General features: G+C 58.0%; 19 protein-coding genes, 2 tRNA genes and 2 rRNA genes. 10 read left to right on the top strand and 13 right to left on the bottom strand.

Annotated elements, in window-relative coordinates:
• Positions 1-83 precede the first annotated feature (83 nt).
• The 5 genes from ACLH0H_RS11960 to tyrS all read right to left on the bottom strand — a co-directional run bounded on the left by ACLH0H_RS11960 (position 84) and on the right by tyrS (position 6,779).
• Positions 84-2,975, bottom strand: a 23S ribosomal RNA gene (locus ACLH0H_RS11960).
• A gap of 248 nt (positions 2,976-3,223) precedes the next feature.
• Positions 3,224-3,299, bottom strand: a tRNA-Ala gene (locus ACLH0H_RS11955).
• Between the two features lie 30 nt (positions 3,300-3,329).
• Positions 3,330-3,406 (bottom strand) — tRNA-Ile (locus ACLH0H_RS11950).
• Positions 3,407-3,489: 83 nt separating this feature from the next.
• A 16S ribosomal RNA gene (locus ACLH0H_RS11945) occupies positions 3,490-5,026 on the bottom strand.
• Together the 16S and 23S rRNA genes with 2 tRNA genes alongside form the textbook arrangement of a ribosomal RNA operon.
• Positions 5,027-5,579: 553 nt before the next feature.
• Positions 5,580-6,779, bottom strand: a complete 1,200-nt coding sequence (gene tyrS / locus ACLH0H_RS11940; protein WP_411382149.1) for a tyrosine--tRNA ligase — start codon at positions 6,777-6,779, stop codon at positions 5,580-5,582.
• A gap of 208 nt (positions 6,780-6,987) precedes the next feature.
• On the opposite strand from tyrS, the gene ACLH0H_RS11935 reads away from it, so the two are divergent.
• Together ACLH0H_RS11935 and ACLH0H_RS11930 are read left to right on the top strand one after the other, a co-directional pair.
• Positions 6,988-8,406 carry a peptidoglycan DD-metalloendopeptidase family protein gene (locus tag ACLH0H_RS11935; protein WP_411382148.1) on the top strand — a complete coding sequence of 473 codons (1,419 nt, stop codon included), beginning with the start codon at positions 6,988-6,990 and terminating at the stop codon, positions 8,404-8,406.
• Between the two features lie 3 nt (positions 8,407-8,409).
• The gene (locus ACLH0H_RS11930) at positions 8,410-9,501 is read left to right on the top strand and encodes an anhydro-N-acetylmuramic acid kinase (protein ID WP_411382147.1); all 1,092 of its coding nucleotides are present in this window, start codon (positions 8,410-8,412) and stop codon (positions 9,499-9,501) included.
• 87 nt (positions 9,502-9,588) lie between these two features.
• Here ACLH0H_RS11930 and erpA read toward each other — a convergent pair whose 3' ends face one another.
• Both erpA and argC read right to left on the bottom strand, forming a co-directional pair.
• Positions 9,589-9,939, bottom strand: coding sequence for an iron-sulfur cluster insertion protein ErpA (gene erpA / locus ACLH0H_RS11925; protein WP_411382146.1), 351 nt, complete (start codon positions 9,937-9,939; stop codon positions 9,589-9,591).
• A gap of 166 nt (positions 9,940-10,105) precedes the next feature.
• The gene (gene argC, locus ACLH0H_RS11920) at positions 10,106-11,140 is read right to left on the bottom strand and encodes an N-acetyl-gamma-glutamyl-phosphate reductase (protein WP_411382145.1); all 1,035 of its coding nucleotides are present in this window, start codon (positions 11,138-11,140) and stop codon (positions 10,106-10,108) included.
• A gap of 135 nt (positions 11,141-11,275) precedes the next feature.
• Here argC and hemJ point away from each other — a divergent pair, with 135 nt between their 5' ends.
• The 6 genes from hemJ to coq7 all read left to right on the top strand — a co-directional run bounded on the left by hemJ (position 11,276) and on the right by coq7 (position 15,722).
• Positions 11,276-11,704, top strand: coding sequence for a protoporphyrinogen oxidase HemJ (hemJ, locus tag ACLH0H_RS11915; RefSeq protein ID WP_411382144.1), 429 nt, complete (start codon positions 11,276-11,278; stop codon positions 11,702-11,704).
• A gap of 24 nt (positions 11,705-11,728) precedes the next feature.
• Positions 11,729-12,691, top strand: coding sequence for an NAD(P)H-dependent flavin oxidoreductase (locus ACLH0H_RS11910; protein WP_411382143.1), 963 nt, complete (start codon positions 11,729-11,731; stop codon positions 12,689-12,691).
• Positions 12,692-12,760: 69 nt separating this feature from the next.
• The gene (locus tag ACLH0H_RS11905) at positions 12,761-13,723 is read left to right on the top strand and encodes a DUF805 domain-containing protein (protein ID WP_411382142.1); all 963 of its coding nucleotides are present in this window, start codon (positions 12,761-12,763) and stop codon (positions 13,721-13,723) included.
• A 63-nt stretch (positions 13,724-13,786) separates the two neighbouring features.
• Positions 13,787-14,575, top strand: a complete 789-nt coding sequence (locus ACLH0H_RS11900; RefSeq protein WP_411382141.1) for an SDR family NAD(P)-dependent oxidoreductase — start codon at positions 13,787-13,789, stop codon at positions 14,573-14,575.
• Between the two features lie 46 nt (positions 14,576-14,621).
• Positions 14,622-14,960 (top strand): histidine triad nucleotide-binding protein, encoded by a 339-nt coding sequence (locus tag ACLH0H_RS11895; RefSeq protein WP_003194682.1) that lies wholly within the window; start codon positions 14,622-14,624, stop codon positions 14,958-14,960.
• A 114-nt stretch (positions 14,961-15,074) separates the two neighbouring features.
• Entirely contained in the window at positions 15,075-15,722 is a 648-nt protein-coding gene (gene coq7, locus ACLH0H_RS11890; protein ID WP_411382140.1) for a 2-polyprenyl-3-methyl-6-methoxy-1,4-benzoquinone monooxygenase, read from the top strand.
• A gap of 70 nt (positions 15,723-15,792) precedes the next feature.
• Here the strand turns inward: coq7 and ACLH0H_RS11885 are convergent, their stop codons facing one another.
• Positions 15,793-16,215: an OsmC family protein gene (locus ACLH0H_RS11885; RefSeq protein WP_003210947.1), complete on the bottom strand. Its 423-nt coding sequence runs from the start codon at positions 16,213-16,215 to the stop codon at positions 15,793-15,795.
• Between the two features lie 246 nt (positions 16,216-16,461).
• On the opposite strand from ACLH0H_RS11885, the gene crp reads away from it, so the two are divergent.
• Positions 16,462-17,106 (top strand): cAMP-activated global transcriptional regulator CRP, encoded by a 645-nt coding sequence (gene crp, locus ACLH0H_RS11880; protein WP_411382139.1) that lies wholly within the window; start codon positions 16,462-16,464, stop codon positions 17,104-17,106.
• Here the strand turns inward: crp and ACLH0H_RS11875 are convergent.
• The 4 genes from ACLH0H_RS11875 to ACLH0H_RS11860 all read right to left on the bottom strand — a co-directional run bounded on the left by ACLH0H_RS11875 (position 17,103) and on the right by ACLH0H_RS11860 (position 20,433).
• A complete protein-coding gene (locus ACLH0H_RS11875) occupies positions 17,103-17,798 on the bottom strand; it encodes a biotin/lipoate A/B protein ligase family protein (RefSeq protein ID WP_411382138.1) in 696 nt (231 codons plus the stop codon). The genes crp and ACLH0H_RS11875 overlap by 4 nt on opposite strands.
• A gap of 149 nt (positions 17,799-17,947) precedes the next feature.
• The gene (trpC, locus tag ACLH0H_RS11870; protein WP_076953339.1) at positions 17,948-18,784 is read right to left on the bottom strand and encodes an indole-3-glycerol phosphate synthase TrpC; all 837 of its coding nucleotides are present in this window, start codon (positions 18,782-18,784) and stop codon (positions 17,948-17,950) included.
• On the bottom strand, positions 18,781-19,830 hold the full coding sequence (gene trpD / locus ACLH0H_RS11865) for an anthranilate phosphoribosyltransferase (protein WP_314568943.1): 1,050 nt from the start codon (positions 19,828-19,830) through the stop codon (positions 18,781-18,783). The genes trpC and trpD overlap by 4 nt, the downstream gene beginning before the upstream one ends.
• Positions 19,831-19,839: 9 nt before the next feature.
• Positions 19,840-20,433 (bottom strand): aminodeoxychorismate/anthranilate synthase component II, encoded by a 594-nt coding sequence (locus ACLH0H_RS11860; RefSeq protein WP_411382137.1) that lies wholly within the window; start codon positions 20,431-20,433, stop codon positions 19,840-19,842.
• Positions 20,434-20,852: 419 nt separating this feature from the next.
• Here ACLH0H_RS11860 and estP point away from each other — a divergent pair, with 419 nt between their 5' ends.
• Positions 20,853-22,775 (top strand): esterase EstP, encoded by a 1,923-nt coding sequence (gene estP / locus ACLH0H_RS11855; protein WP_411382136.1) that lies wholly within the window; start codon positions 20,853-20,855, stop codon positions 22,773-22,775.
• A 129-nt stretch (positions 22,776-22,904) separates the two neighbouring features.
• Here estP and trpE read toward each other — a convergent pair whose 3' ends face one another.
• Complete coding sequence (gene trpE, locus ACLH0H_RS11850) at positions 22,905-24,386, bottom strand: anthranilate synthase component I (RefSeq protein ID WP_411382135.1); 1,482 nt, start codon at positions 24,384-24,386, stop codon at positions 22,905-22,907.
• Positions 24,387-24,450: the final 64 nt, after the last annotated feature.

Here is a 24,450-nt window from a genome sequence, read left to right as displayed (position 1 = left end):
TGAGCGTCGAACTTTCGGTTCATCTCGTCTTCACACACCGCAATCTGATGCTCGTTAGAGTAGTCAAATTGCTTGGGTGTTATATGGTCAAGCCTCACGGGCAATTAGTATTGGTTAGCTCAACGCCTCACAGCGCTTACACACCCAACCTATCAACGTCGTAGTCTTCGACGGCCCTTCAGGGAACTCAAGGTTCCAGTGAGATCTCATCTTGAGGCTAGTTTCCCGCTTAGATGCTTTCAGCGGTTATCTATTCCGAACATAGCTACCCGGCAATGCCACTGGCGTGACAACCGGAACACCAGAGGTTCGTCCACTCCGGTCCTCTCGTACTAGGAGCAGCCCCTCTCAAATCTCAAACGTCCACGGCAGATAGGGACCGAACTGTCTCACGACGTTCTAAACCCAGCTCGCGTACCACTTTAAATGGCGAACAGCCATACCCTTGGGACCGGCTTCAGCCCCAGGATGTGATGAGCCGACATCGAGGTGCCAAACACCGCCGTCGATATGAACTCTTGGGCGGTATCAGCCTGTTATCCCCGGAGTACCTTTTATCCGTTGAGCGATGGCCCTTCCATACAGAACCACCGGATCACTAAGACCTACTTTCGTACCTGCTCGACGTGTCTGTCTCGCAGTCAAGCGCGCTTTTGCCTTTATACTCTACGACCGATTTCCGACCGGTCTGAGCGCACCTTCGTACTCCTCCGTTACTCTTTAGGAGGAGACCGCCCCAGTCAAACTACCCACCATACACTGTCCTCGATCCGGATAACGGACCTGAGTTAGAACCTCAAAGTTGCCAGGGTGGTATTTCAAGGTTGGCTCCACGCAGACTGGCGTCCACGCTTCAAAGCCTCCCACCTATCCTACACAAGCAAATTCAAAGTCCAGTGCAAAGCTATAGTAAAGGTTCACGGGGTCTTTCCGTCTAGCCGCGGATACACTGCATCTTCACAGCGATTTCAATTTCACTGAGTCTCGGGTGGAGACAGCGCCGCCATCGTTACGCCATTCGTGCAGGTCGGAACTTACCCGACAAGGAATTTCGCTACCTTAGGACCGTTATAGTTACGGCCGCCGTTTACCGGGGCTTCGATCAAGAGCTTCGCGTTAGCTAACCCCATCAATTAACCTTCCGGCACCGGGCAGGCGTCACACCCTATACGTCCACTTTCGTGTTTGCAGAGTGCTGTGTTTTTAATAAACAGTCGCAGCGGCCTGGTATCTTCGACCGGCATGAGCTTACGGAGCAAGTCCTTCACCCTCACCGGCGCACCTTCTCCCGAAGTTACGGTGCCATTTTGCCTAGTTCCTTCACCCGAGTTCTCTCAAGCGCCTTGGTATTCTCTACCCAACCACCTGTGTCGGTTTGGGGTACGGTTCCTGGTTACCTGAAGCTTAGAAGCTTTTCTTGGAAGCATGGCATCAACCACTTCGTCGTCTAAAAGACGACTCGTCATCAGCTCTCGGCCTTAAGATCCCGGATTTACCTAAGATCTCAGCCTACCACCTTAAACTTGGACAACCAACGCCAAGCTGGCCTAGCCTTCTCCGTCCCTCCATCGCAATAACCAGAAGTACAGGAATATTAACCTGTTTTCCATCGACTACGCTTTTCAGCCTCGCCTTAGGGACCGACTAACCCTGCGTCGATTAACGTTGCGCAGGAAACCTTGGTCTTTCGGCGTGGGTGTTTTTCACACCCATTGTCGTTACTCATGTCAGCATTCGCACTTCTGATACCTCCAGCAAGCTTCTCAACTCACCTTCACAGGCTTACAGAACGCTCCTCTACCGCATCACTTACGTGATACCCGTAGCTTCGGTGTATGGTTTGAGCCCCGTTACATCTTCCGCGCAGGCCGACTCGACTAGTGAGCTATTACGCTTTCTTTAAAGGGTGGCTGCTTCTAAGCCAACCTCCTAGCTGTCTAAGCCTTCCCACATCGTTTCCCACTTAACCATAACTTTGGGACCTTAGCTGACGGTCTGGGTTGTTTCCCTTTTCACGACGGACGTTAGCACCCGCCGTGTGTCTCCCATGCTCGGCACTTGTAGGTATTCGGAGTTTGCATCGGTTTGGTAAGTCGGGATGACCCCCTAGCCGAAACAGTGCTCTACCCCCTACAGTGATACATGAGGCGCTACCTAAATAGCTTTCGAGGAGAACCAGCTATCTCCGAGCTTGATTAGCCTTTCACTCCGATCCACAGGTCATCCGCTAACTTTTCAACGGTAGTCGGTTCGGTCCTCCAGTTAGTGTTACCCAACCTTCAACCTGCCCATGGATAGATCGCCCGGTTTCGGGTCTATTCCCAGCGACTAGACGCCCTATTAAGACTCGCTTTCGCTACGCCTCCCCTATTCGGTTAAGCTCGCCACTGAAAATAAGTCGCTGACCCATTATACAAAAGGTACGCAGTCACCCAACAAAGTGGGCTCCCACTGCTTGTACGCATACGGTTTCAGGATCTATTTCACTCCCCTCTCCGGGGTTCTTTTCGCCTTTCCCTCACGGTACTAGTTCACTATCGGTCAGTCAGTAGTATTTAGCCTTGGAGGATGGTCCCCCCATATTCAGACAAAGTTTCTCGTGCTCCGTCCTACTCGATTTCATGACTAAGAGATTTTCGCGTACAGGGCTATCACCCACTATGGCCGCACTTTCCAGAGCGTTCCGCTAATCTCAAAGCCACTTAAGGGCTAGTCCCCGTTCGCTCGCCACTACTAAGGGAATCTCGGTTGATTTCTTTTCCTCAGGGTACTTAGATGTTTCAGTTCCCCTGGTTCGCTCCATACACCTATGTATTCAGTGTAAGGTAACCATCTTATGATGGCTGGGTTCCCCCATTCAGACATCTCCGGATCAAAGTCTGTTTGCCGACTCCCCGAAGCTTTTCGCAGGCTACCACGTCTTTCATCGCCTCTGACTGCCAAGGCATCCACCGTATGCGCTTCTTCACTTGACCATATAACCCCAAGCAATCTGGTTATACTGTGAAGACAACATTCGCCGAAAATTCGAATTTCTCGTTTAAGAGAACTCACAAATTTTACCTTAGCCTGAGCCGTTACCAGTGAAAGTAACGTCCAGTCTATCTTTCTATCACATACCCAAATTTTTAAAGAACGATCTAATCAAAGACTAGAAATCAACATTCACCATCATCACGATGGAATGCTCATTTCTAAGCTTTCATAACGTCAGAAGCAGTAGTGGTGGAGCCAAACGGGATCGAACCGTTGACCTCCTGCGTGCAAGGCAGGCGCTCTCCCAGCTGAGCTATGGCCCCGTATTTCTACAGGCGTTTCCCACACAAAATTGGTGGGTCTGGGCAGATTCGAACTGCCGACCTCACCCTTATCAGGGGTGCGCTCTAACCAACTGAGCTACAGACCCAATTTCGGGCTGCTTCTTTATCGTCTTCTTCAATGAATCAAGCAATTCGTGTGGGAACTTATGGAGCAGCTGATGTCGTCGATTAAGGAGGTGATCCAGCCGCAGGTTCCCCTACGGCTACCTTGTTACGACTTCACCCCAGTCATGAATCACACCGTGGTAACCGTCCTCCCGAAGGTTAGACTAGCTACTTCTGGTGCAACCCACTCCCATGGTGTGACGGGCGGTGTGTACAAGGCCCGGGAACGTATTCACCGCGACATTCTGATTCGCGATTACTAGCGATTCCGACTTCACGCAGTCGAGTTGCAGACTGCGATCCGGACTACGATCGGTTTTGTGGGATTAGCTCCACCTCGCGGCTTGGCAACCCTCTGTACCGACCATTGTAGCACGTGTGTAGCCCAGGCCGTAAGGGCCATGATGACTTGACGTCATCCCCACCTTCCTCCGGTTTGTCACCGGCAGTCTCCTTAGAGTGCCCACCATAACGTGCTGGTAACTAAGGACAAGGGTTGCGCTCGTTACGGGACTTAACCCAACATCTCACGACACGAGCTGACGACAGCCATGCAGCACCTGTCTCAATGTTCCCGAAGGCACCAATCCATCTCTGGAAAGTTCATTGGATGTCAAGGCCTGGTAAGGTTCTTCGCGTTGCTTCGAATTAAACCACATGCTCCACCGCTTGTGCGGGCCCCCGTCAATTCATTTGAGTTTTAACCTTGCGGCCGTACTCCCCAGGCGGTCAACTTAATGCGTTAGCTGCGCCACTAAGAGCTCAAGGCTCCCAACGGCTAGTTGACATCGTTTACGGCGTGGACTACCAGGGTATCTAATCCTGTTTGCTCCCCACGCTTTCGCACCTCAGTGTCAGTGTTGGTCCAGGTGGTCGCCTTCGCCACTGGTGTTCCTTCCTATATCTACGCATTTCACCGCTACACAGGAAATTCCACCACCCTCTACCACACTCTAGTCAGTCAGTTTTGAATGCAGTTCCCAGGTTGAGCCCGGGGATTTCACATCCAACTTAACAAACCACCTACGCGCGCTTTACGCCCAGTAATTCCGATTAACGCTTGCACCCTCTGTATTACCGCGGCTGCTGGCACAGAGTTAGCCGGTGCTTATTCTGTCGGTAACGTCAAAATTGCAGAGTATTAATCTACAACCCTTCCTCCCAACTTAAAGTGCTTTACAATCCGAAGACCTTCTTCACACACGCGGCATGGCTGGATCAGGCTTTCGCCCATTGTCCAATATTCCCCACTGCTGCCTCCCGTAGGAGTCTGGACCGTGTCTCAGTTCCAGTGTGACTGATCATCCTCTCAGACCAGTTACGGATCGTCGCCTTGGTGAGCCATTACCTCACCAACTAGCTAATCCGACCTAGGCTCATCTGATAGCGCAAGGCCCGAAGGTCCCCTGCTTTCTCCCGTAGGACGTATGCGGTATTAGCGTCCGTTTCCGAACGTTATCCCCCACTACCAGGCAGATTCCTAGGCATTACTCACCCGTCCGCCGCTCTCAAGAGAAGCAAGCTTCTCTCTACCGCTCGACTTGCATGTGTTAGGCCTGCCGCCAGCGTTCAATCTGAGCCATGATCAAACTCTTCAGTTCAAACATCTTTGGGTTTTTAAGAAACCCTAAACTTGGCTCAGCAATCGTTGGTTACATCTTTGATTTCTCGCGGAGTAACTTGTGATGCTGATAATCTTGTTGACTATCAGTCTGACTCCACAAGCACCCACACGAATTGCTTGATTCAGTTGTTAAAGAGCGGTTGGTTAAGATCTTTCGTCTCAACCGAGGCGCGCATTCTACAGCAGCCTCATTTGCTGTCAAGTGATTATTTTCAGAAGTTTTCGAAGAATTCTTCAACAACTTCAACCACTTGCGCTTCCGATCTCTCGTTAGCGGGAGGCGAATTCTACAGCGTTACACGCTGCTGTCAACACCTCTTTTTCTCCGCTTTCGACCGAGAAGATCGAAACGTTAATAGAGCCAAACAACACCGCCCTACCAACTCCTTCTGGGCTTCGATGAACTGAAGCAAGTCGCTGTCGAATCTCGCATAACTCTTTGTTTATCAAGGAGTTTTCCGTTTCGACTGCGCCGGAAGTGGGGCGAATTATAGACAGATATAATTCGCCGTCAACACTTAATTTCAGGTTTATTCGGGTTTGAGCGTAATACGCGCAAATGCCTTCTTCCCAGCCTGGCAAACGTGGGTAGCACCCAGCTCGTATATAAAGGTGCGATCCACCACCTCACCATCTATACGCACACCGCCAGAACCCAGAAGGTCACGCGCGACTGCAGAGTTCTTGACCAGGCCCGCCTTATTTAGGACAGCAGCGATCGGCATCGCTTCAGCAGCAGACAACTCAATCTCCGGTAGATCATCCGGCAGTTCGCCATCCTTCATACGATTACCCGCAGCACGATGGGCGCTGGCGGCAGCCTCTTCACCGTGGAAACGCGCGACGATCTCTTCCGCCAGCTTGATTTTCACGTCACGCGGGTTAGCGCCAGCCTCTACATCAGCACGCAGTGCATTGATCTCTTCCATCGAGCGGAAGCTCAGCAGCTCAAAGTAACGCCACATCAATACATCAGGAATCGAAACCAATTTGCCGTACATCACGCCCGGCGCCTCCTGGATACCTACATAGTTACCCAGGGACTTGGACATCTTCTTGACGCCATCCAGTCCCTCCAGCAACGGCATGGTCAGAATGCACTGGGCCTCCTGGCCATACGCCCGCTGCAACTCACGCCCCATCAGCAGGTTGAACTTCTGGTCGGTACCGCCCAGCTCAACATCGGCACGCAATGCAACCGAGTCATAGCCCTGAACCAGCGGATAGAGAAACTCATGAATCGCGATCGGCTGGTTAGTGGAGTAGCGTTTATCGAAGTCATCACGCTCAAGCATGCGCGCAACGGTGTACTGGGAGGTCAGGCGGATGAAATCGGCGGGCCCCATCTGATCCATCCACGTGGAGTTGAACGCCACTTCGGTCTTGGCCGGATCGAGAATCTTGAATACCTGCGTTTTGTAGGTCTCGGCGTTATCGAGAACCTGCTCTCGGGTCAGCGGCGGACGCGTGGCGCTTTTGCCACTCGGATCACCGATCATCCCGGTGAAGTCACCTATAAGGAAGATGACCTGATGGCCCAGCTCCTGGAACTGACGCAGCTTATTAATAAGCACGGTATGACCCAGGTGCAGATCCGGCGCCGTCGGATCAAAGCCGGCTTTAATACGCAGGGGTTGGCCACGCTTGAGCTTTTCGATCAGCTCGGCCTCGACCAACAGTTCTTCCGCACCACGTTTTATCAGCGCTAGCTGCTCTTCAACCGACTTCATAACAGACCCGCAAGGCTCAGATTCAAAAGGGAACCAACCATACAAGATCAGGGACTAATTACAAGTTTTGCCCTGCGAACGGACACCGTTCAGCAAGCCCAGCGTTCGCGAGCTTGCGCCACAGATGATTTGGTTATATTTTATACAGTTATTTCATCTTCATCATGTCATTCATCTTTTCCATTTCATCTTCAAAGTCAAATTACCTATGACCACTGAACCGTCTAAAGCGCCACCGCTTTACCCGAAGACCCACCTGCTCGCCGCAAGTGGTATCGCCGCCCTTCTCAGCCTGGCACTCCTGGTCTTCCCTTCCAGCGACGTAGAAGCCAAACGAACATCCCTGAGCCTCGACCTGGAAAGTCCAGTTGAACAACTGACACAAGATCAAGACGCTTCCGACGCACAACAAGCCACAAACGCTCCAGCCGATTCGCCGTTTGCCCAGATAGAAAACAGCCCGGAAGATACGCAGCAAGCCGCCCAGGCCCAGCCTGCGCCAGCTGTGGACGCGGCCAAGAGCCCCCAGCACCGCGAAGTGATCGTCGGCAAGGGCGATACGCTTTCGACCTTGTTCGAAAAAGTCGGCCTGCCCGCGGCCACCGTCAACGAAGTCCTCGCCAGCGACAAACAAGCCAAGCAATTCACCCAGCTCAAGCGCGGCCAGAAACTTGAATTTGAACTGGCGCCCGACGGCCAGCTCAACAATCTGCACAGCAATGTCAGCGATCTTGAGAGCATTGCCCTGACCAAAGGCGCCAAAGGCTTCGCCTTTAACCGCATTACCACCAAGCCGGTGATGCGCTCCGCCTACGTACACGGCGTGATCAACAGCTCCCTGTCGCAATCCGCCGCGCGCGCGGGCTTGTCCCACAGCATGACCATGGACATGGCCAGCGTATTTGGCTACGACATCGACTTCGCCCAGGACATCCGCCAAGGTGACGAATTCGACGTGATCTACGAGCAGAAAGTCGCCAATGGCAAAGTGGTCGGTACCGGCAACATCCTCTCCGCTCGCTTCACCAACCGCGGCAAGACCTACACCGCGGTGCGCTATACCAACAAGCAAGGCAACAGCAGCTATTACACGGCTGATGGCAACAGCATGCGTAAAGCCTTCATCCGTACGCCAGTGGACTTCGCCCGTATTAGCTCGCGTTTTTCCATGGGTCGCAAGCATCCAATTCTGAACAAAATCCGCGCCCACAAAGGCGTCGACTACGCCGCGCCACGTGGCACGCCGATCAAGGCCGCCGGCGACGGCAAGGTGCTGCTGGCCGGGCGTCGCGGTGGTTACGGCAACACCGTGATCATCCAGCACGGCAACACCTACCGTACGCTATATGGCCATATGCAAGGCTTCGCCAAAGGCGTGCAAACCGGCGGTACGGTGAAGCAAGGCCAAGTGATCGGTTATATCGGCACGACCGGCCTGTCCACCGGCCCGCACTTGCACTATGAATTTCAGGTCAATGGCGTGCACGTCGACCCGCTTGGCCAGAAACTGCCAATGGCCGACCCGATCGCCAAGGCCGAACGCGCGCGCTTCATGCAGCAGAGCCAGCCGTTGATGGCCCGCATGGACCAAGAGCGCTCCACCCTGCTGGCTTCGGCGAAGCGTTAAGGTATGCCGCTCTATATAGGCGTGATGTCCGGGACCAGCCTCGACGGCCTGGATATCGCCCTGATCGAACAGAGCAAGACGGTCAAACTGATCGCCACGCACTACATCCCCATGCCAAATACCCTGCGCGGCGAGTTGCTCGCACTGTGCGCCAGCGGCCCGGATGAAATCGCCCGCTCAGCCATTACCCAACAGAACTGGGTGACCCTTGCCGCACAAGGCATTCACGCTCTGCTCAACCAACAACAGCTCAAGCCCCAGGACATTCGTGCGATTGGCAGCCACGGCCAGACCATCCGCCATGAACCCGCTCGGGGCTTTACCGTACAGATCGGCAACCCGGCCTTGCTTACTGAGCTGACAGGCATCACCGTGGTCAGCGATTTCCGCAGCCGCGATGTGGCTGCAGGTGGCCAGGGCGCCCCGCTGGTACCCGCATTTCACGAAGCGTTGTTTGCTGAGCACACCGGTAACCGTGCCGTATTGAATGTGGGAGGTTTCAGCAATCTCAGCCTGATCGAGACCGGCAAACCGGTAGCCGGCTTCGACTGTGGCCCAGGCAATGTTCTGCTGGATGCCTGGATTCACCAACAACGTAGCGAACACTTTGACCGCGATGGGCAGTGGGCTGCCAGCGGCAAGGTCGAGCCGCAGCTACTCAACGCATTGCTCAGTGACCCATTCTTCGTGACCAAGGGCCCCAAGAGCACCGGCCGCGAGGTGTTTAACCTGCAATGGCTGCACCGCCATCTTGGCGGTTTACCTGCATTCGAGCCTCAGGATGTACAGGCGACGCTGCTGGAGCTGACCGCCCTGACTATCGTCGAGTCGCTGCAGTCCGCCCAACCCCAGACAGAGACCCTGCTGGTCTGCGGCGGCGGCGCTCACAATGCCACGCTGATGAGCCGACTGGCCGCCCTGCTACCATCAACCCACGTCAGCAGCACCGCCAACTACGGCGTAGACCCCGACTGGGTTGAAGCGATGGCGTTCGCGTGGCTAGCCCATTGCTGCCTCGAAGGCATTGCCGCCAACCGCCCCAGCGTCACAGGCGCACGCGGGCTTCGGGTACTCGGCGCTATCTACCCGGCCTGACAGGCCCCACCCAAGATCAGCAGACAGCAAAACGCCGCTTGGCCTATGAAAGCCAAGCGGCGTTTTGCGTTGTGACTCAGGTGTCGATCAGATCGAAAACGAAGACCCGCAACCACACGTAGTGGTGGCGTTAGGATTCTTGATCACGAAACGCGAACCTTCCAGACCTTCCTGGTAATCCACCTCGGCACCTGCCAGGTACTGGAAGCTCATCGGGTCCACGACCAGGCTAACGCCCTCGCGCTCAACGATGGTGTCATCGTCAGCTACATCTTCATCGAAGGTAAAGCCGTACTGAAACCCTGAACAACCGCCGCCCGTAACGAATACGCGCAGCTTCAAGCGATCATTACCCTCTTCAACGACCAGGCTCTTCACCTTGTGCGCAGCACCGTGGGTGAATTGCAAAGCCGTGGGGGTGAAGGATTCAACGCTCATGCTGATAATCTCCCGGCGTAGCGCCGCCATATGCGTAATGGCGGGTATTATCCGCTTCTCCTAGAAAATCGGTCAACTATTGTTACGGTATATCAATCTGCGCAGCCGTCATTAAAAAACACAAAAGGCCCGGTCAACGGGCCTTCTGCGCAATACCCTGCGAGCCTTAAGGCAGCATGCCCGCGTGCGACAGCCCCAGCTTTTCATCCAGGCCAAACAGGATGTTCATGTTCTGCACGGCCTGGCCCGATGCGCCCTTGACCAAGTTGTCGATCACCGACAGCACCACGACCAGGTCACCATCCTGCGGACGGTGCACGGCGATCCGGCACACGTTAGCGCCGCGCACGCTACGGGTTTCCGGATGGCTGCCCGCGGGCATCACGTCGACAAACGGTTCGTTGGCATAACGCTTTTCGAACAGCGCTTGCAGGTCTACGGAACGGTCAACCACGGTCGCGTAGAGCGTGGAGTGAATGCCGCGGATCATCGGGGTAAGGTGTGGCACAAAGGTCAGGCCCACCTCTTTACCGGCAGCGCGACGCAGCCCCTGACGGATTTCCGGCAAGTGCCGATGACCTTTTACCGCATAGGCCTTCATGCTTTCCGACGTCTCGGAGTACAGCGAACCCACCGCCGCACCACGACCGGCGCCGCTGACGCCCGACTTGCAGTCGGCGATCAAGCGCGAAGCATCCGCCAGCCCAGCCTCCAGCAATGGCAGGAAACCCAGTTGAGTGGCCGTCGGATAGCAACCCGGCACCGCGATCAGGCGCGCCTGTCTGATCTGATCACGGTTGACTTCCGGCAGGCCGTACACCGCCTCTTCCAGCAGTTGCGGCGCGCCGTGGGGTTGGCCGTACCACTTGGCCCACTCATCGGCGTCCTGCAAACGGAAGTCCGCCGATAGATCGATTACCTTGGTGCCCGCCGCCAGCAACTCGCCGGCCAAGGCATGGGCGACACCGTGAGGCGTGGCAAAGAACACCACGTCGCAAGCGCCCAAGGTCTTGGTGTCCGGAACACTGAACGCCAGGCCGTCGTAATGACCTCGCAGGTTCGGGTACATATCGGCCACGGCCAGCCCGGCCTCGGATCGAGAGGTGATGACCACCACCTCAGCCTGCGGATGCTGAGCCAACAGACGCAGCAATTCGACACCGGTGTAACCCGTGCCGCCGACGATACCGACCTTGACCATAAACCTGCCCTCAACGAACCCACTGGAAAGCGGTCGATAATAGGGGCCGCATCGTCCTGCGACAACCATCAAGGTGACGCGTGGACACCCGAGCCACTACTATCTTCGTTACCGTGAACCTGGGAATAACTAAAAATGCTCTATCTATGGGTCAAAGCCTTCCATATCGTCGCCATCGTCTGCTGGTTTGCCGCGCTGTTCTACCTGCCGCGACTGTTCGTCTACCATGCCCAAAGCGAGGACACCATCAGCAAGGAACGCTTCAGCGTCATGGAGCGTAAGCTGTACCGCGGCATCATGGGCCCGGCGATGATCGCCAGCTTGATATTCGGCGGCTGGCTGATCTACCTCAATCCCGCGATCTTTCAATCCGGAGGCTGGATCCACGCCAAGCTCACCCTGGTGGTGTTGCTGATTGGCTACCACCATATGTGCGGCGCGCAGGTAAAACGCTTTGCCCGTGGCGAAAACACCCGCAGCCATGTCTTTTATCGCTGGTTCAATGAAGTGCCCGTTCTGCTATTGCTGGCAATCGTAATTTTGGTCGTGGTCAAACCGTTCTAACGTCAATTACCCGGGGTTCCTTCAATGTCGCTGCCCGCTCTGCTTGAACAACGTCTGCGCCTGCCCATCGTGGCCGCGCCGATGTTCTTGATCTCCAACCCGCAATTGGTCCTGGCGTGTTGCCGCAATGGGGTGGTCGGGAGCTTCCCGGCGCTTAATCAGCGCGAGAGCAGCGGGTTCAAAACCTGGCTGGAGGAAATCGAAGCGGGCCTGGCGCAACTGCACAACCCTGCGCCCTACGCCGTTAACCTGATCGTGCACAACAGTAACCCGCGCCTGGAGGCGGACTTGGCGATTTGCGTCGAGCACAAGGTGCCGATCGTCATTACCAGCCTGGGCGCAGTTAAAGAATTGGTAGACGCCGTGCACAGCTACGGCGGCCTGGTGTTTCATGACGTCACCACCCGGCGTCATGCTGAGAAGGCCGCCGAAGCCGGCGTGGATGGCTTGATCGCCGTGGCTGCAGGCGCCGGTGGCCATGCTGGCACCTGGAGCCCATTTGCTCTGATTGCCGAAATCCGCCAGTTCTTCGACAAAACCCTGCTGCTGGCCGGCTGCCTGAACCACGGTCACGAGATTCTCGCCGCACAACTGCTCGGTGCAGACCTGGCCTATTTCGGCACGCGCTTTATCGGCACCACCGAAAGCCACGCACCGGATGCGTATAAAGAGATGCTGCTCACAGCGCGCGCCGCCGACATCGTGCACACTCCCGCTGTCTCCGGCGTACCTGCGAGCTTTATGCGCCAGAGCCTGGAAAATGCCGGTTTCGACCTCGCCGCCCTGCAAGGCAAAGGCGACGTCAACGGCGGCTCCAAGCTCAAGCCGTTGAGCGACGAGGCCAAGGCGTGGAAGACTGTATGGTCTGCCGGCCAAGGCGTCGGTGACATTGATGATTTACCCAGCGTCGATGAACTGGTGGCACGCCTGGATGCCGAATACCGCAAGGCGCGCGAACAGGCGACTCAACTACGCTGGCCACGCTGACCCAACCGCAAGGCCTGCCAAATGTGCAGGCCTGCACAACCTCCCTGAATATCTGACAAGGATGCCCGCATGAGCGACAACCGTTTCAAGATCGTGTTTGATGGAGCCTTGCTCCCGGGTGTCGAAAGCACCACGGCCAAACTGAACCTGGCCGAACTGTTCAAGAGCGAAGTCGAAGCCATCGAGAAGCTCTTCACCGGCCGCCCGGTCGCGCTCAAACGCGACCTGTCCCGGCCGGACGCAGAGACCTACCTCACCGCGTTGAAGAACGCCGGTGTCGATGCACGCATCGAAGCCGAACAACCGGTAGCCTTCAGCCTCGCCGAAACCCACGAAACAGATGCCGCCGCTTCTGATTTCTCCCACTCGGCCGCTTCGCCGTACGCACCGCCGCGCGCTGCCGTGGGTGAAAACCTGCCGGAGTACGCCACGCTCAAAGTCTTCACGATCAATGGGCGCATCGGGCGTCTGCGGTACCTGGCATGGACGCTGGTGCTGACCCTTGCAATGCTGGTGGCGGCAGGCATCATCAGTACCGTGTGCTTCGCCATTGCGACCGCCTCGCCCACGATCGCCATTATTCTTGGCTCGTTACTGGGCTTCGCACTGTTCGTCGCGCTTGTCGTCGTGAGTGTGCAAATCGGTGTGCAGCGCCTGCACGACTTGGGCTGGTCAGGCTGGCTGTACCTGCTGAACCTGGTACCGCTGGTGAACAGTATCTTCCCGCTGTTGCTGCTGGTCTTGCCAGGTAATTCGGGCGCCAACCAATACGGCGCGCCACCACCGCGCAATTCCACTGCCGTGAAGGTCCTGGCCTCGCTGTGGTTGGCGTTTATCCCATTGATGCTCATCATCGGGCTGACCCTGGGCATGAACGGTTACCTGAACCAACTCGAAGCCAACATGGACAGCAGCTACGAGAGCAGCGCCACCACCTCCGATGAAGACCTTGACCAGAGCGCGACCACGGAAGAAGACGAAGCGCAAAGTGCTGAGGACGCGGGCGAACCTGTAGACTCTCCAGAACAGTAAAAAAACGCCCCCGGCCTGTGATGCCTTTGTCACAGGCGCGGCGGTGTTGCGATGGAGAAAGGCATGACCCGTTACGCTCTGATCACCGGCGCCTCAAGCGGCATCGGCCTGGCCTTGGCCGAAGCGCTGGCCCGTCGCGGCCGCAGCTTGATTCTGGTGGCACGCCAGCGTGATCAGTTGGAAGGCATTGCAATCGAATTGACCCAACGCTTTGGCGTCGAGGTGCTGTTCCGGGCGTGCGACCTGGGCGAGCCGCTGCGCTTGTCCGGGTTTCTGCTGGAGCTTGAAGAAGGCGAGCGGCAGATCGATCTGCTGGTGAACTGCGCCGGCATCGGCACCAGCGGGCCGTTCCTGGCCCAGGACTGGATGACCGAACAAGACCTGATTGAGGTCAACATCCTTGCCCTGACCCGCATATGCCATGCGCTTGGCAATACCATGGCGCTGCAGGGCGGCGGGCAAATTCTTAACGTGGCCTCCATCGCGGCGTTCCAGCCCGGCCCTTGGATGAGTTCCTACTACGCCAGCAAAGCCTATGTACTGCACTTCTCCGAAGGCCTGCGCGAAGAGCTGAAGAGTTGCGGCATCAAGGTCTCGGTCCTCTGCCCCGGCCCAACCCGTACGGCATTCTTCGGCACCGCACAAATGGACACCGCCAAGCTCGATCGCAGCCAACAGCTGATGAGCCCCGAAGAAGTGGCGCTCTATACCGTGCGCGCCCTGGAAAAGGACAAAGCCATCATTATTCCCGGCCGGCGCAACCGCTGGATCGCCTTCGGCCCACGCCTGGGCCCGCGCTGGCTGACCCGCAAGATCGCCGGTGCCATCAACAAGGCCTATTGCCCGCGCTGACGGGCTCAGTACACTTAACCTGCCTACTCATAATGGAGAAACAGCTGTGGATACTCTGTTCACCAAGATCATCAACAGAGAAATACCCGCGAAGATTATCTACGAAGACGACCAGGTGCTGGCCTTCCACGATATCGCTCCGCAAGCCCCTGTGCATTTTCTGGTCATTCCGAAGAAACCTATCCGCACCTTGAACGATCTGACGGAAGACGATAAAGCCCTGGCCGGCCATATCCTGTTCACCGCCCAGCGCCTCGCCGTCGAGCAGGGCTGTGAAAAGGGTTTTCGTGTGGTGATGAACTGCAATGAAGACGGCGGGCAGACCGTTTATCACATTCATATGCATGTGCTGGGTCAGCGTCAGATGAATTGGCCACCGGGCTGATAAGCCCTCTGGCAAAGGTCGCGGCCCAGCTGCGAGCGCATGCCCTGACTCAACGCAAACGCTTGCCCCTCTCATGCGGTAAACTGGCCGCCGAGATTCTTTCCGGAGGTCAGCATGACTACCCAACGTCACTACTCGCCGATTGACCGTCTGTTGCTGCAAGCCGACATGGCCATGCGCACACTGCTGCCATTCAGTGGCCAGCCCTACCGCCCCTCACCCGCCATCGTGCAACCCGACGCACAGATGAGCCAGACCGAGACTCGCCACGTCGCGGGGCTGATGCGCATCAACCACACCGGCGAAGTCTGTGCCCAGGCGCTGTATCAAGGCCAGGCACTGACCGCCAAGCTGCCGCAGGTGCGTGCAGCCATGGAGCATGCCGCCGAGGAAGAAGTCGACCATCTGGCCTGGTGCGAGCAGCGCATTCACCAACTCGGCAGCCATACCAGCGTGCTGAATCCGCTGTTTTACGGCTTGTCGTTTGGGATCGGCGCCGCTGCCGGCCTGATCAGCGACAAGGTCAGCCTGGGGTTTGTCGCCGCCACCGAGCATCAAGTGTGCAAACACTTGGACGAGCATCTGGAGCAACTGCCGGTCGAGGACGAAAAGTCGCGGGCGATCCTGGAGCAAATGCGCATCGACGAAGCCCATCACGCAGAAAGCGCATTGGGTGCGGGCGGCTTCCGCTTTCCGGCACCTGTGCGGTTTGGTATGAGCGTACTGGCCAAGGTCATGACCAAAAGCACCTATCGTATCTAGATGCATCGAATCCCAAACGTAAAAAAGGGCGCTATCACAGCGCCCTTTCTTCTGCCCACCGATTGAGCGATCAGCCCAATTCGATAATCTCGTAATCATGGGTGATGGCCACACCCGCCGCGCCGAGCATGATCGACGCCGAGCAGTACTTCTCGGCCGACAGCTCGATAGCACGCTTGACCTGCGCTTCCTTCAACGCCCGGCCCTTCACCACGAAATGCATGTGGATCCTGGTGAATACCTTGGGGTCTTCAGTGGCGCGCTCCGCTTCCAGGAAGGCTTCGCAACTTTCCACGGCCTGGCGGGACTTTTTCAGGATGCTGACCACGTCGAAATTGCTGCAACCGCCTACACCCAGCAGAAGCATTTCCATCGGACGTACGCCCAGGTTGCGGCCACCAGCTTCAGGCGGTCCGTCCATGACCACCACATGGCCACTGCCCGACTCACCGAGGAACATGGCTTCGCCCGCCCATTGGATGCGTGCCTTCATCGCCCAGACTCCACTGCTAAAAAAGGGTCGCCAGCTTAGCACAGGGCCCGCCTGCGTCAGCGTTTCGCACAAAAGCGATCAATAACAGGGTTTACCGGGAAAATTGGCTAATCGAGACAGAATGTGTCTGTTAAGCTGGCGCCAAATCGATGGCGTATTGCCACCGTTCATACAACCTGTATCAGTGCCGATACCGGTGAACACAACAACTCTAACTACTTCGCGCAGTCTTTTCGGGACACAACCATGGTTGCCCTTACTCCCCTACCCAAGATCAAGAATCTCGACAAACTGTTGATGCATTGCCAGCGCCGCCGCTACCCGGCCAAGCACAACATCATCTGCGCCGGGGAACGCTCCGAAACGCTGTTCTTCATTATCAAAGGTTCGGTCACCATCCTGATCGAGGATGAAGACGGTCGAGAAATGATCATCGCCTACCTCAATACCGGGGATTTTTTTGGCGAACTGGGGCTGTTCGAGCAAGCCGGCAAGGAACAAGAGCGAAGCGCCTGGGTGCGGGCCAAGGTCGAATGCGAAGTGGCAGAGATCAGCTACACCAAGTTCCGCGAACTGGCCCAGCAAGATCCCGACATTCTCTACGCGCTCAGCGGGCAGATTGCCCAGCGCTTGCGGGACACCACGCGCAAGGTCGGCGACCTGGCCTTCTTTGATGTCACCGGCCGGGTAGCCCGTTGCCTGTTGGAATTGTGCAAACAACCCGACGCCATGACTCACCCCGATGGCATGCAGATCAAAGTCACACGCCAGGAAATCGGGCGCATTGTCGGCTGTTCACGGGAAATGGTCGGCCGCGTGCTCAAGGATCTGGAAGAGCGCAGTCTGGTGCACGTCAAGGGCAAGACGATGGTGGTGTTCGGCACTCGTTAAACCGGCAGGAAGCTGGCCAACATTTGCCGATACAAAGTGTCCAGGCGGCTGATCGCATCCGGCGCGGGGAAGGCTTCGTGCAGCGCGATATGGCTGTCGGCGCGAACGCGCTGCTGCAGGCCACAGGCCTCGTTGAAGCGATTGACCGCAGCGATCAGTTCTTCGCGATCGTTATCCAGCAGCAGCGCACCGTGCACCAGGCCTACCGGGCGGCCGCCACTTTGTCGCCAACGCTGGGCGGTGCCGACCATCTTGCGGCCGTTGAGGTTGACGTTGTAGCGACCGTCACAGAACGCCCCATCAATTTCGCCAACGGACGCATCGCCACCCAACTCGATCAGCAGGTCGCAGATTGGCTGGCATAAACGCAAGTAACCGGTTTCGATACGATTCTGGTCGCCCTCACTGCGCGGCGGCGCGTAGACCAGGGCGATATTGACCGTGGCGCTCGACTGCGGCACCGGTTCACCGCCGGTCTCCCGCAGCAACACCGGCCAACCGGCGTCGGCCGAGACCTGGCTGGCGGTTTGGAACGCCGGCAGGCGACTCAAACGACGCGGCATTACCAAGGCTTGGTCGTTGGGTTGCCAGAACAGCAGGCCATATTCCTGCTCACCGGCGCAAACGGCGGCGAGCAAGTCCTGCTCGGCGGCAAGGCCAGCCTCAACAGTCATCGACACCGGCTTAGTCATCAAACACCTGCCTATCTGAGTCACACAAAATCAAATGTGGGAGCTGGCTTGCCTGCGATGCTGGCGCCTCGGTTTTCAGTCACACCGAGGTGATGCCATCGCAGGCAAGCCAGCTCCCACAGAAGCCTGCTTTCTGCCGTGCCTTGGAATTAATCCAGGGTCGAACCACTGACCGCCACGCCACGCTCCGGGAAGAACAGGCGCTGCAGTTCCGTGCCGGGGTTTTCAGCGCGCATGAAGGCCTCGCCCACCAGGAATGAATACACGTCGCTGATTTCCATCAGTTCCACATCGGCGCGATTGAGGATGCCACTCTCGGTAATCACCAACCGGTCGCGCGGTATGCGCGGCAGCAGGTCGAGGGTGGTCTCCAGGCTGACTTCGAAGGTGTGCAGGTTACGGTTGTTGACCCCCACCAGCGGTGTATCGAGGGTTTTCAACGCGCGCTCCAGCTCATCGCCGTCGTGCACTTCCACCAGTACGTCCAGGCCGACGCTCTTGGCCACGGCGGCCAGCTCAGCCATTTTCACATCATCCAGTGCCGAGACGATCAGCAGCACGCAGTCGGCGCCCAGGGCGCGGGCTTCGATGATCTGGTACGGGTCGACCATGAAATCCTTGCGGATCACCGGCAACTTGCACGCGGCGCGGGCTTGCTGCAGGAACAGGTCGCTGCCCTGGAAATAATCGACATCGGTCAGTACCGACAGGCAGGTCGCCCCGCCCTTTTCGTAGCTGACGGCAATTTCGTGCGGCACGAAGTGCTCGCGAATCACGCCCTTGCTGGGCGAAGCCTTCTTGATTTCAGCGATGACAGCCGGCTGCTTGAGCTTGGCCTGGGCGATCAACGCATTGGCAAAACCACGCGGCGCGTCAGCCAGCTTGGCCTGGCTTTCCAGCTCGGCCAGGCTCACACGGGCGCGGCGCTCGGCCACTTCCTCAGCCTTGCGGGCCAGGATTTTTTCCAGAACGGTCGGCACACTCATCCTTCATTCTCCATCTTGAATACCGCGGTGAATGCTCCCAGCTCTTCGAGCTTCTCGCGAGCCAGACCGGTGTGCAGTGCATCGTGGGCCAAGGCGACACCCTCTTTAAGACTATAGGCATGGTCGGCCGCATAAAGTGCGGCGCCGGCATTCAAAACAATCATCTCAGCGGCTTTTTGACCGTTCTCGGTCTTGCGACGCCCCAGGGCATCGCGAATCAACTCCAGGGACGCCGCCGGGCTTTCCACCGCCAGGCCGTGCAGGCTCTGGCTCTTCATGCCCAAATCTTCCGGCTCGACCCAATACTCGGTGACCCGGTCATCCTTAAGCTCGGCCACAAACGTCGGTGCCGCCAGGCTGAATTCGTCCAGCCCGTCTTTGGAGTGCACCACCAGCACATGCTTGCTGCCCATGCGCTGCAGCACTTCGGCCAACGGCCGGCACAACGCCTGGCTGAACACGCCCACCACCTGATGCTTCACACCGGCCGGATTCGTAAGCGGGCCGAGCATGTTGAACAGGGTGCGCAGGCCGAGGTCCTTGCGCGGGCCGGCGGCGTGCTTCATCGCACCATGGTGGGATTGGGCAAACATAAAGCCGATGCCGACGTTATCGATGCAGCGCGCCACTTGCACCGGTGTCAGGTTCAGGTAGATCCCGGCCGCTTCCAGCAGATCGGCGCTGCCGCTCTTGCCGGATACCGCGCGGTTACCGTGCTTGGCCACGGTGCAACCCGCCGCCGCCACGACAAACGAAGCCGCGGTCGACACGTTGAAAATATTGGCACCGTCGCCGCCAGTGCCCACCACATCCACCACGCCGTCGAGGGTCTTGAGTTCGACCTTGTCCGCCAGCTCACGCATCACCGACACGGCGCCGACGATCTCGTCGATGCTCTCGCTCTTCATGCGCATGGCCATCATGAACGCACCGATCTGCGCGTCAGTGCATTGGCCGGTCATGATCTCGCGCATCACATCGCTCATTTCAGCGGTGCTCAGGTCCAGGTGGCCGACGATACGGCTCAGGGCAGTCTTGATATCCATGAAAAGTCCTTAGCGCGTGCCGCCGCTCTGCTTGAGAAAGTTGGCGAACAGCTCGTAGCCCTGCTCGGTCAGGATCGACTCGGGATGAAATTGCACCCCTTCGATATTCAGTGTCTTGTGGCGCAGGCCCATGACCTCGTCGACGGAGCCGTCTTCCAGTTGGGTCCAGGCCGTCAGTTCCAGGCATTGCGGCAGGGTTTCGCGCTTGACGACCAGCGAATGGTAGCGAGTCACCGTGACCGGCAGGTTAAGCCCGTGAAATACGCCCATGTCCTTGTGAAATACCGGGCTGGTCTTGCCATGCATCACCTGGCGCGCGCGCACCACGTCACCGCCAAAGGCCTGGCCGATGGACTGATGGCCCAGGCACACGCCCAGGATCGGCAACTTACCGGCGAAATACTGGATGGCTTCCAGGGAAATACCCGCCTCGGTCGGCGTGCACGGGCCGGGCGAAACCACGATGCGCTCCGGGTTCAGCGCAGCGATCTGGGCCACGGTCAGTTCGTCGTTGCGCACCACCTTGACCTCGGCACCCAGCTCGCCCAGGTACTGCACAACGTTGTAGGTAAAGGAATCGTAGTTATCAATCATCAGCAACATGGGAGCTAATACCTCTTGAACTCACTGATTTTTTTGGCGGCCTTCAAGGGAAATCCCGCTGCCATACGCACTTTCCGATTGCCGGCATCGCAGGCAAGGAACGTCAAGCAGGGGTAAAGAAGGCAAATCGGGACAGGTCCGGCCGGGCCGGTAAAGAAAAAGTCAGGCGCGCCAACGCCAACGGGCGTGTGCCTTGACTACGCGCATCAAGAGTTTGCTGATGATCAACACAGGAAGGGTCTCATTCATACGTTCAGGCACAGTAACGTAGCCTCGACAGCGGTGCAATATGGAGCAGTAAATACGGGGCAACCGCCGTCGAGCGGTTTGTAGCCGGAAGCTGTTTTGAGTTGCAGAAAAAACCCACTATTTTGTTACTGTCTCTTCCCGATACAAAAACAACGAAATGGATTTTTCTTATGCTCAGACCCGCGTTCTTCGCCCCCCTTGCCGGCTGTCTCCTCTCAGTGGCCTGCGCCCAGGCGGTGGCGGCCTCCTCGCCCTATTCCACCATGGTGGTATTTGGTGACAGCCTGGCGGATGCCGGCCAGTTCCCCGACGGCACCAACGGTTCGACCTTACGCTTTACCAACCGTACCGGCCCTGGTTTCCAGGGTGATTTCGGCCTGGTGTCGTCAACCTTGCTCGGCGCAAGGTTGGGTGTTGCCGCCGATGATTTGAATGCTTCCACCTCCCCCGTGCGTGCGGCCCAGGGCCTGCCGGACGGGAATAACTGGGCCGTGGGCGGCTACCGTACGGACAATATCCTCGACTCCATCACTACGGTTTCCGACGCGGCGATCCCACCCGGAAACCCCGGCGGCGGCACGGTGTTGCGCAGCCGCCAGGGTTATCTGCCGGCCAATGGCGGACGAGCCGACCCCAATGCGCTGTATTTCCTATCCGGCGGCGGCAATGACTTCCTGCAAGGACGCGTACTCAGCCCCGGCCAGGCAGTCGCCGCCGGCGGGCGCCTGGCCGACAGCGCCCAGGTGCTGCAGCAAGCGGGCGCGCGGTACATCATGGTGTGGATGCTGCCCGACCTCGGCCTGACGCCGGCCATCAACGGCACACCTTTGCAAGCGCCAAGCACTGCCCTGAGCAGCCTGTTCAACCAGGCGCTGGTGCAACGCCTGTCGCAGATTGACGCCCAAGTGATCCCGCTGAATATCCCGCTGCTCCTCCAGGAAACCTTCGCCGACCCCGGCCGCTTCGGCCTGGCAATCGGCCAAAACCTCACGGGAACCTGCTTCAGCGGCAACGGCTGCACCGCCAACCCGACGTATGGCATCGGCGGCACCGCCCCCGACCCCGCCCGGCTGATCTACAACGATGCGGTTCACCCCACCATCGCGGGGCAACGACTGATCGCCGACTACGCGTATTCGCTGCTGGCTGCGCCCTGGGAATTGACGTTGTTGCCGGAAATGGCCCAAGGCACCTTGCGTGCCCATCAGGATGAGTTGCGTAACCAGTGGCAAGCCGATGATGGCCACTGGCAGGCGGTCGGCCAATGGCGCGCGATCGTGGCCGGCGGCGGCCAGCGCCTGGATTTCGATGCCCGGGACAGCTCGGCAAGCGGGGACGGCCAGGGCTACAACCTGAATATCGGTGGCAGCTACCGGCTCAACGAGGCGTGGCGCGTCGGTGTGGCCGCCGGTTTGTATCGCCAGACACTTGAAGCCGGCGCCAGCGACTCAGACTACAAACTCAACAGCTACATGGGGACAGCCTTCGCACAGTATCAGCAGAATCACTGGTGGGCCGATGCGGCGTTGAGCGGCGGCAAGCTGGATTTCGACAGCCTCAAGCGCAAGTTCGCTTTGGGTGTCAGCGAAGGCTCCGAAAAAGGCGACACCGATGGCTGGCTATGGGCCTTGAGCAGCCGCGTGGGTTACGACATCGCCGCACCGGGCAGCGACTGGCACCTGTCACCGTTCCTCAGCGCCGACTATTCACGCGTAGAAGTTAAGGGCTACTCGGAAAAGGACAGCCGCTCCACCGCGCTGACCTTTGATGACCAGAAGCGCGACTCCAAACGTCTCGGCGTCGGCCTTCAGGGCAGCTACCGTGTCACACCACAGACCCAAGTGTTTGGCGAAGTGGCTCACGAACATGAATTCGAAAACGATACGCAGAAGGTGAATATCTCGCTCAACAGCGTGCAGGGGATCGATTTCAAGCTGGACGGTTATACGCCGCGCAGCAACTCGGATCGTTTGAGCCTGGGTGTCAACCACAAGCTGACGCAGGCGCTGGCGCTACGCGCGACGTATAACCTGAGGAAAGATGACAACCTGACCCAGCAAGGGGTCAGTGTCGGGGTAAGCCTGGACTTCTGATAGGGCTTCAGCCTCCATGAAACCTAATGCGGGCTTGCTCGCGAATGCGGATATCAGTCAAAACACCTGTGATTGAACTACCGTTTTCGCGAGCAAGCCCGCTTCCCACATTTTGGTCGACGTTAGCCTTCAGTCCTGCGGGGTTTGCTCGGCCAGCGCCACCGCACGGAACATCGCGCGGCGCTTGTTCAGGGTTTCTTCCCATTCGAGGGCCGGCACCGAGTCAGCAACAATCCCGCCGCCGGCCTGCACGTGCAGCTCTCCGTCCTTGATCACGGCCGTGCGGATCGCAATGGCCGTGTCCATGTTGCCGTTCCAGGCGAAATACCCCACGGCGCCGCCGTAGACACCGCGCTTGACCGGCTCCAGCTCGTCGATGATTTCCATCGCGCGGATCTTCGGCGCGCCCGACAACGTGCCCGCCGGCAGGATGGCGCGCAGGGCGTCCATCGCGGTCAAGCCGGCTTTGAGCTCGCCGGTGACGTTGGACACAATGTGCATCACGTTGGAATAGCGCTCGATCACCATCTTTTCGGTGAGTTTCACCGAACCGATTTCCGAGACACGCCCGGTATCGTTACGGCCCAGATCGATGAGCATCAGGTGTTCGGCGATTTCCTTGTCGTCGCTCAGCAGGTCTTCTTCCAGCGCCAGGTCAGCCTCTTCAGTCGCACCACGCGGACGAGTACCGGCGATCGGGCGCACCGTGATCAGGTTGTCTTCGACGCGCACCAGGACTTCCGGCGAGCTGCCCACCACGTGGAAGTCACCAAAGTTGAAGAAATACATGTACGGCGTCGGGTTGAAGCAGCGCAGCGCCCGGTACAGATCGATCGGCGCGGCCTTGAAGTCGATGGACATGCGTTGCGACGGCACCACCTGCATGCAGTCACCGGCGAGGATATATTCCTTGATGGTATCGACGGCGCGCTCGTAGTCATTCTGGGTAAAGCTGGAACGAAACACCGGATCGGCCGCCGGTGGACGGCTGAGGTCCAGGCCGCGACGCGGGGTGATCGGCTGGCGCAGTTTGTCCAGCAGGGCTTCGAGGCTCGCCCGGCCGTTGTCAAATGCGTCGGCCTGGGACGGGTCGGCGAGCACAATCGCGTGCATCTTGCCGGCGAGGTTGTCGAACACGACGACCGCGTCGGAGACCATCAGCAGAATGTCCGGCACACCCAATGGATCCGGGTTCGGGCATTTGCCCAGGCGTTTTTCCACGTAGCGCACGCAGTCGTAACCGAAATAACCCACCAGTCCGCCGTTGAAGCGTGGCAGGCCAGCAATGGTTGGCACGTTGTAGCGCGCCTTGAACGCCTCGACGAACGCCAACGGGTCTTCCACATCATGGCTTTCGATCTCGACGCCAACATGGGTGATGCTCACATGATGATCGTGAACGCGCATCACCGTGCGGCATGGCAGGCCGATGATCGAGTAACGGCCCCACTTCTCGCCGCCCTGCACCGATTCGAGCAGGTAGGAATTGGGTTTATCGGCCAGCTTCAGGTAGATCGACAGCGGCGTGTCGAAGTCGGCCAGGGTTTCGCAGGCCAGGGGAATGCGGTTATAGCCAGCAGCGGCCAAACGCAGGAATTCTTCGCGGGTCATGATGTGCCTCGTGGCTTGAGGGTCTACAGTCAGGTATGCAAACGCGCCGCGCAGCGCGGCCAGG

The organism is Pseudomonas sp. MPB26, assembly GCF_046605355.1.
Classification (GTDB): Bacteria; Pseudomonadota; Gammaproteobacteria; order Pseudomonadales; family Pseudomonadaceae; genus Aquipseudomonas; species Aquipseudomonas cedrina.
Note: the sequence above shows the minus strand (reverse complement) of the source record. Positions and strands in the feature narration are given on the sequence as shown.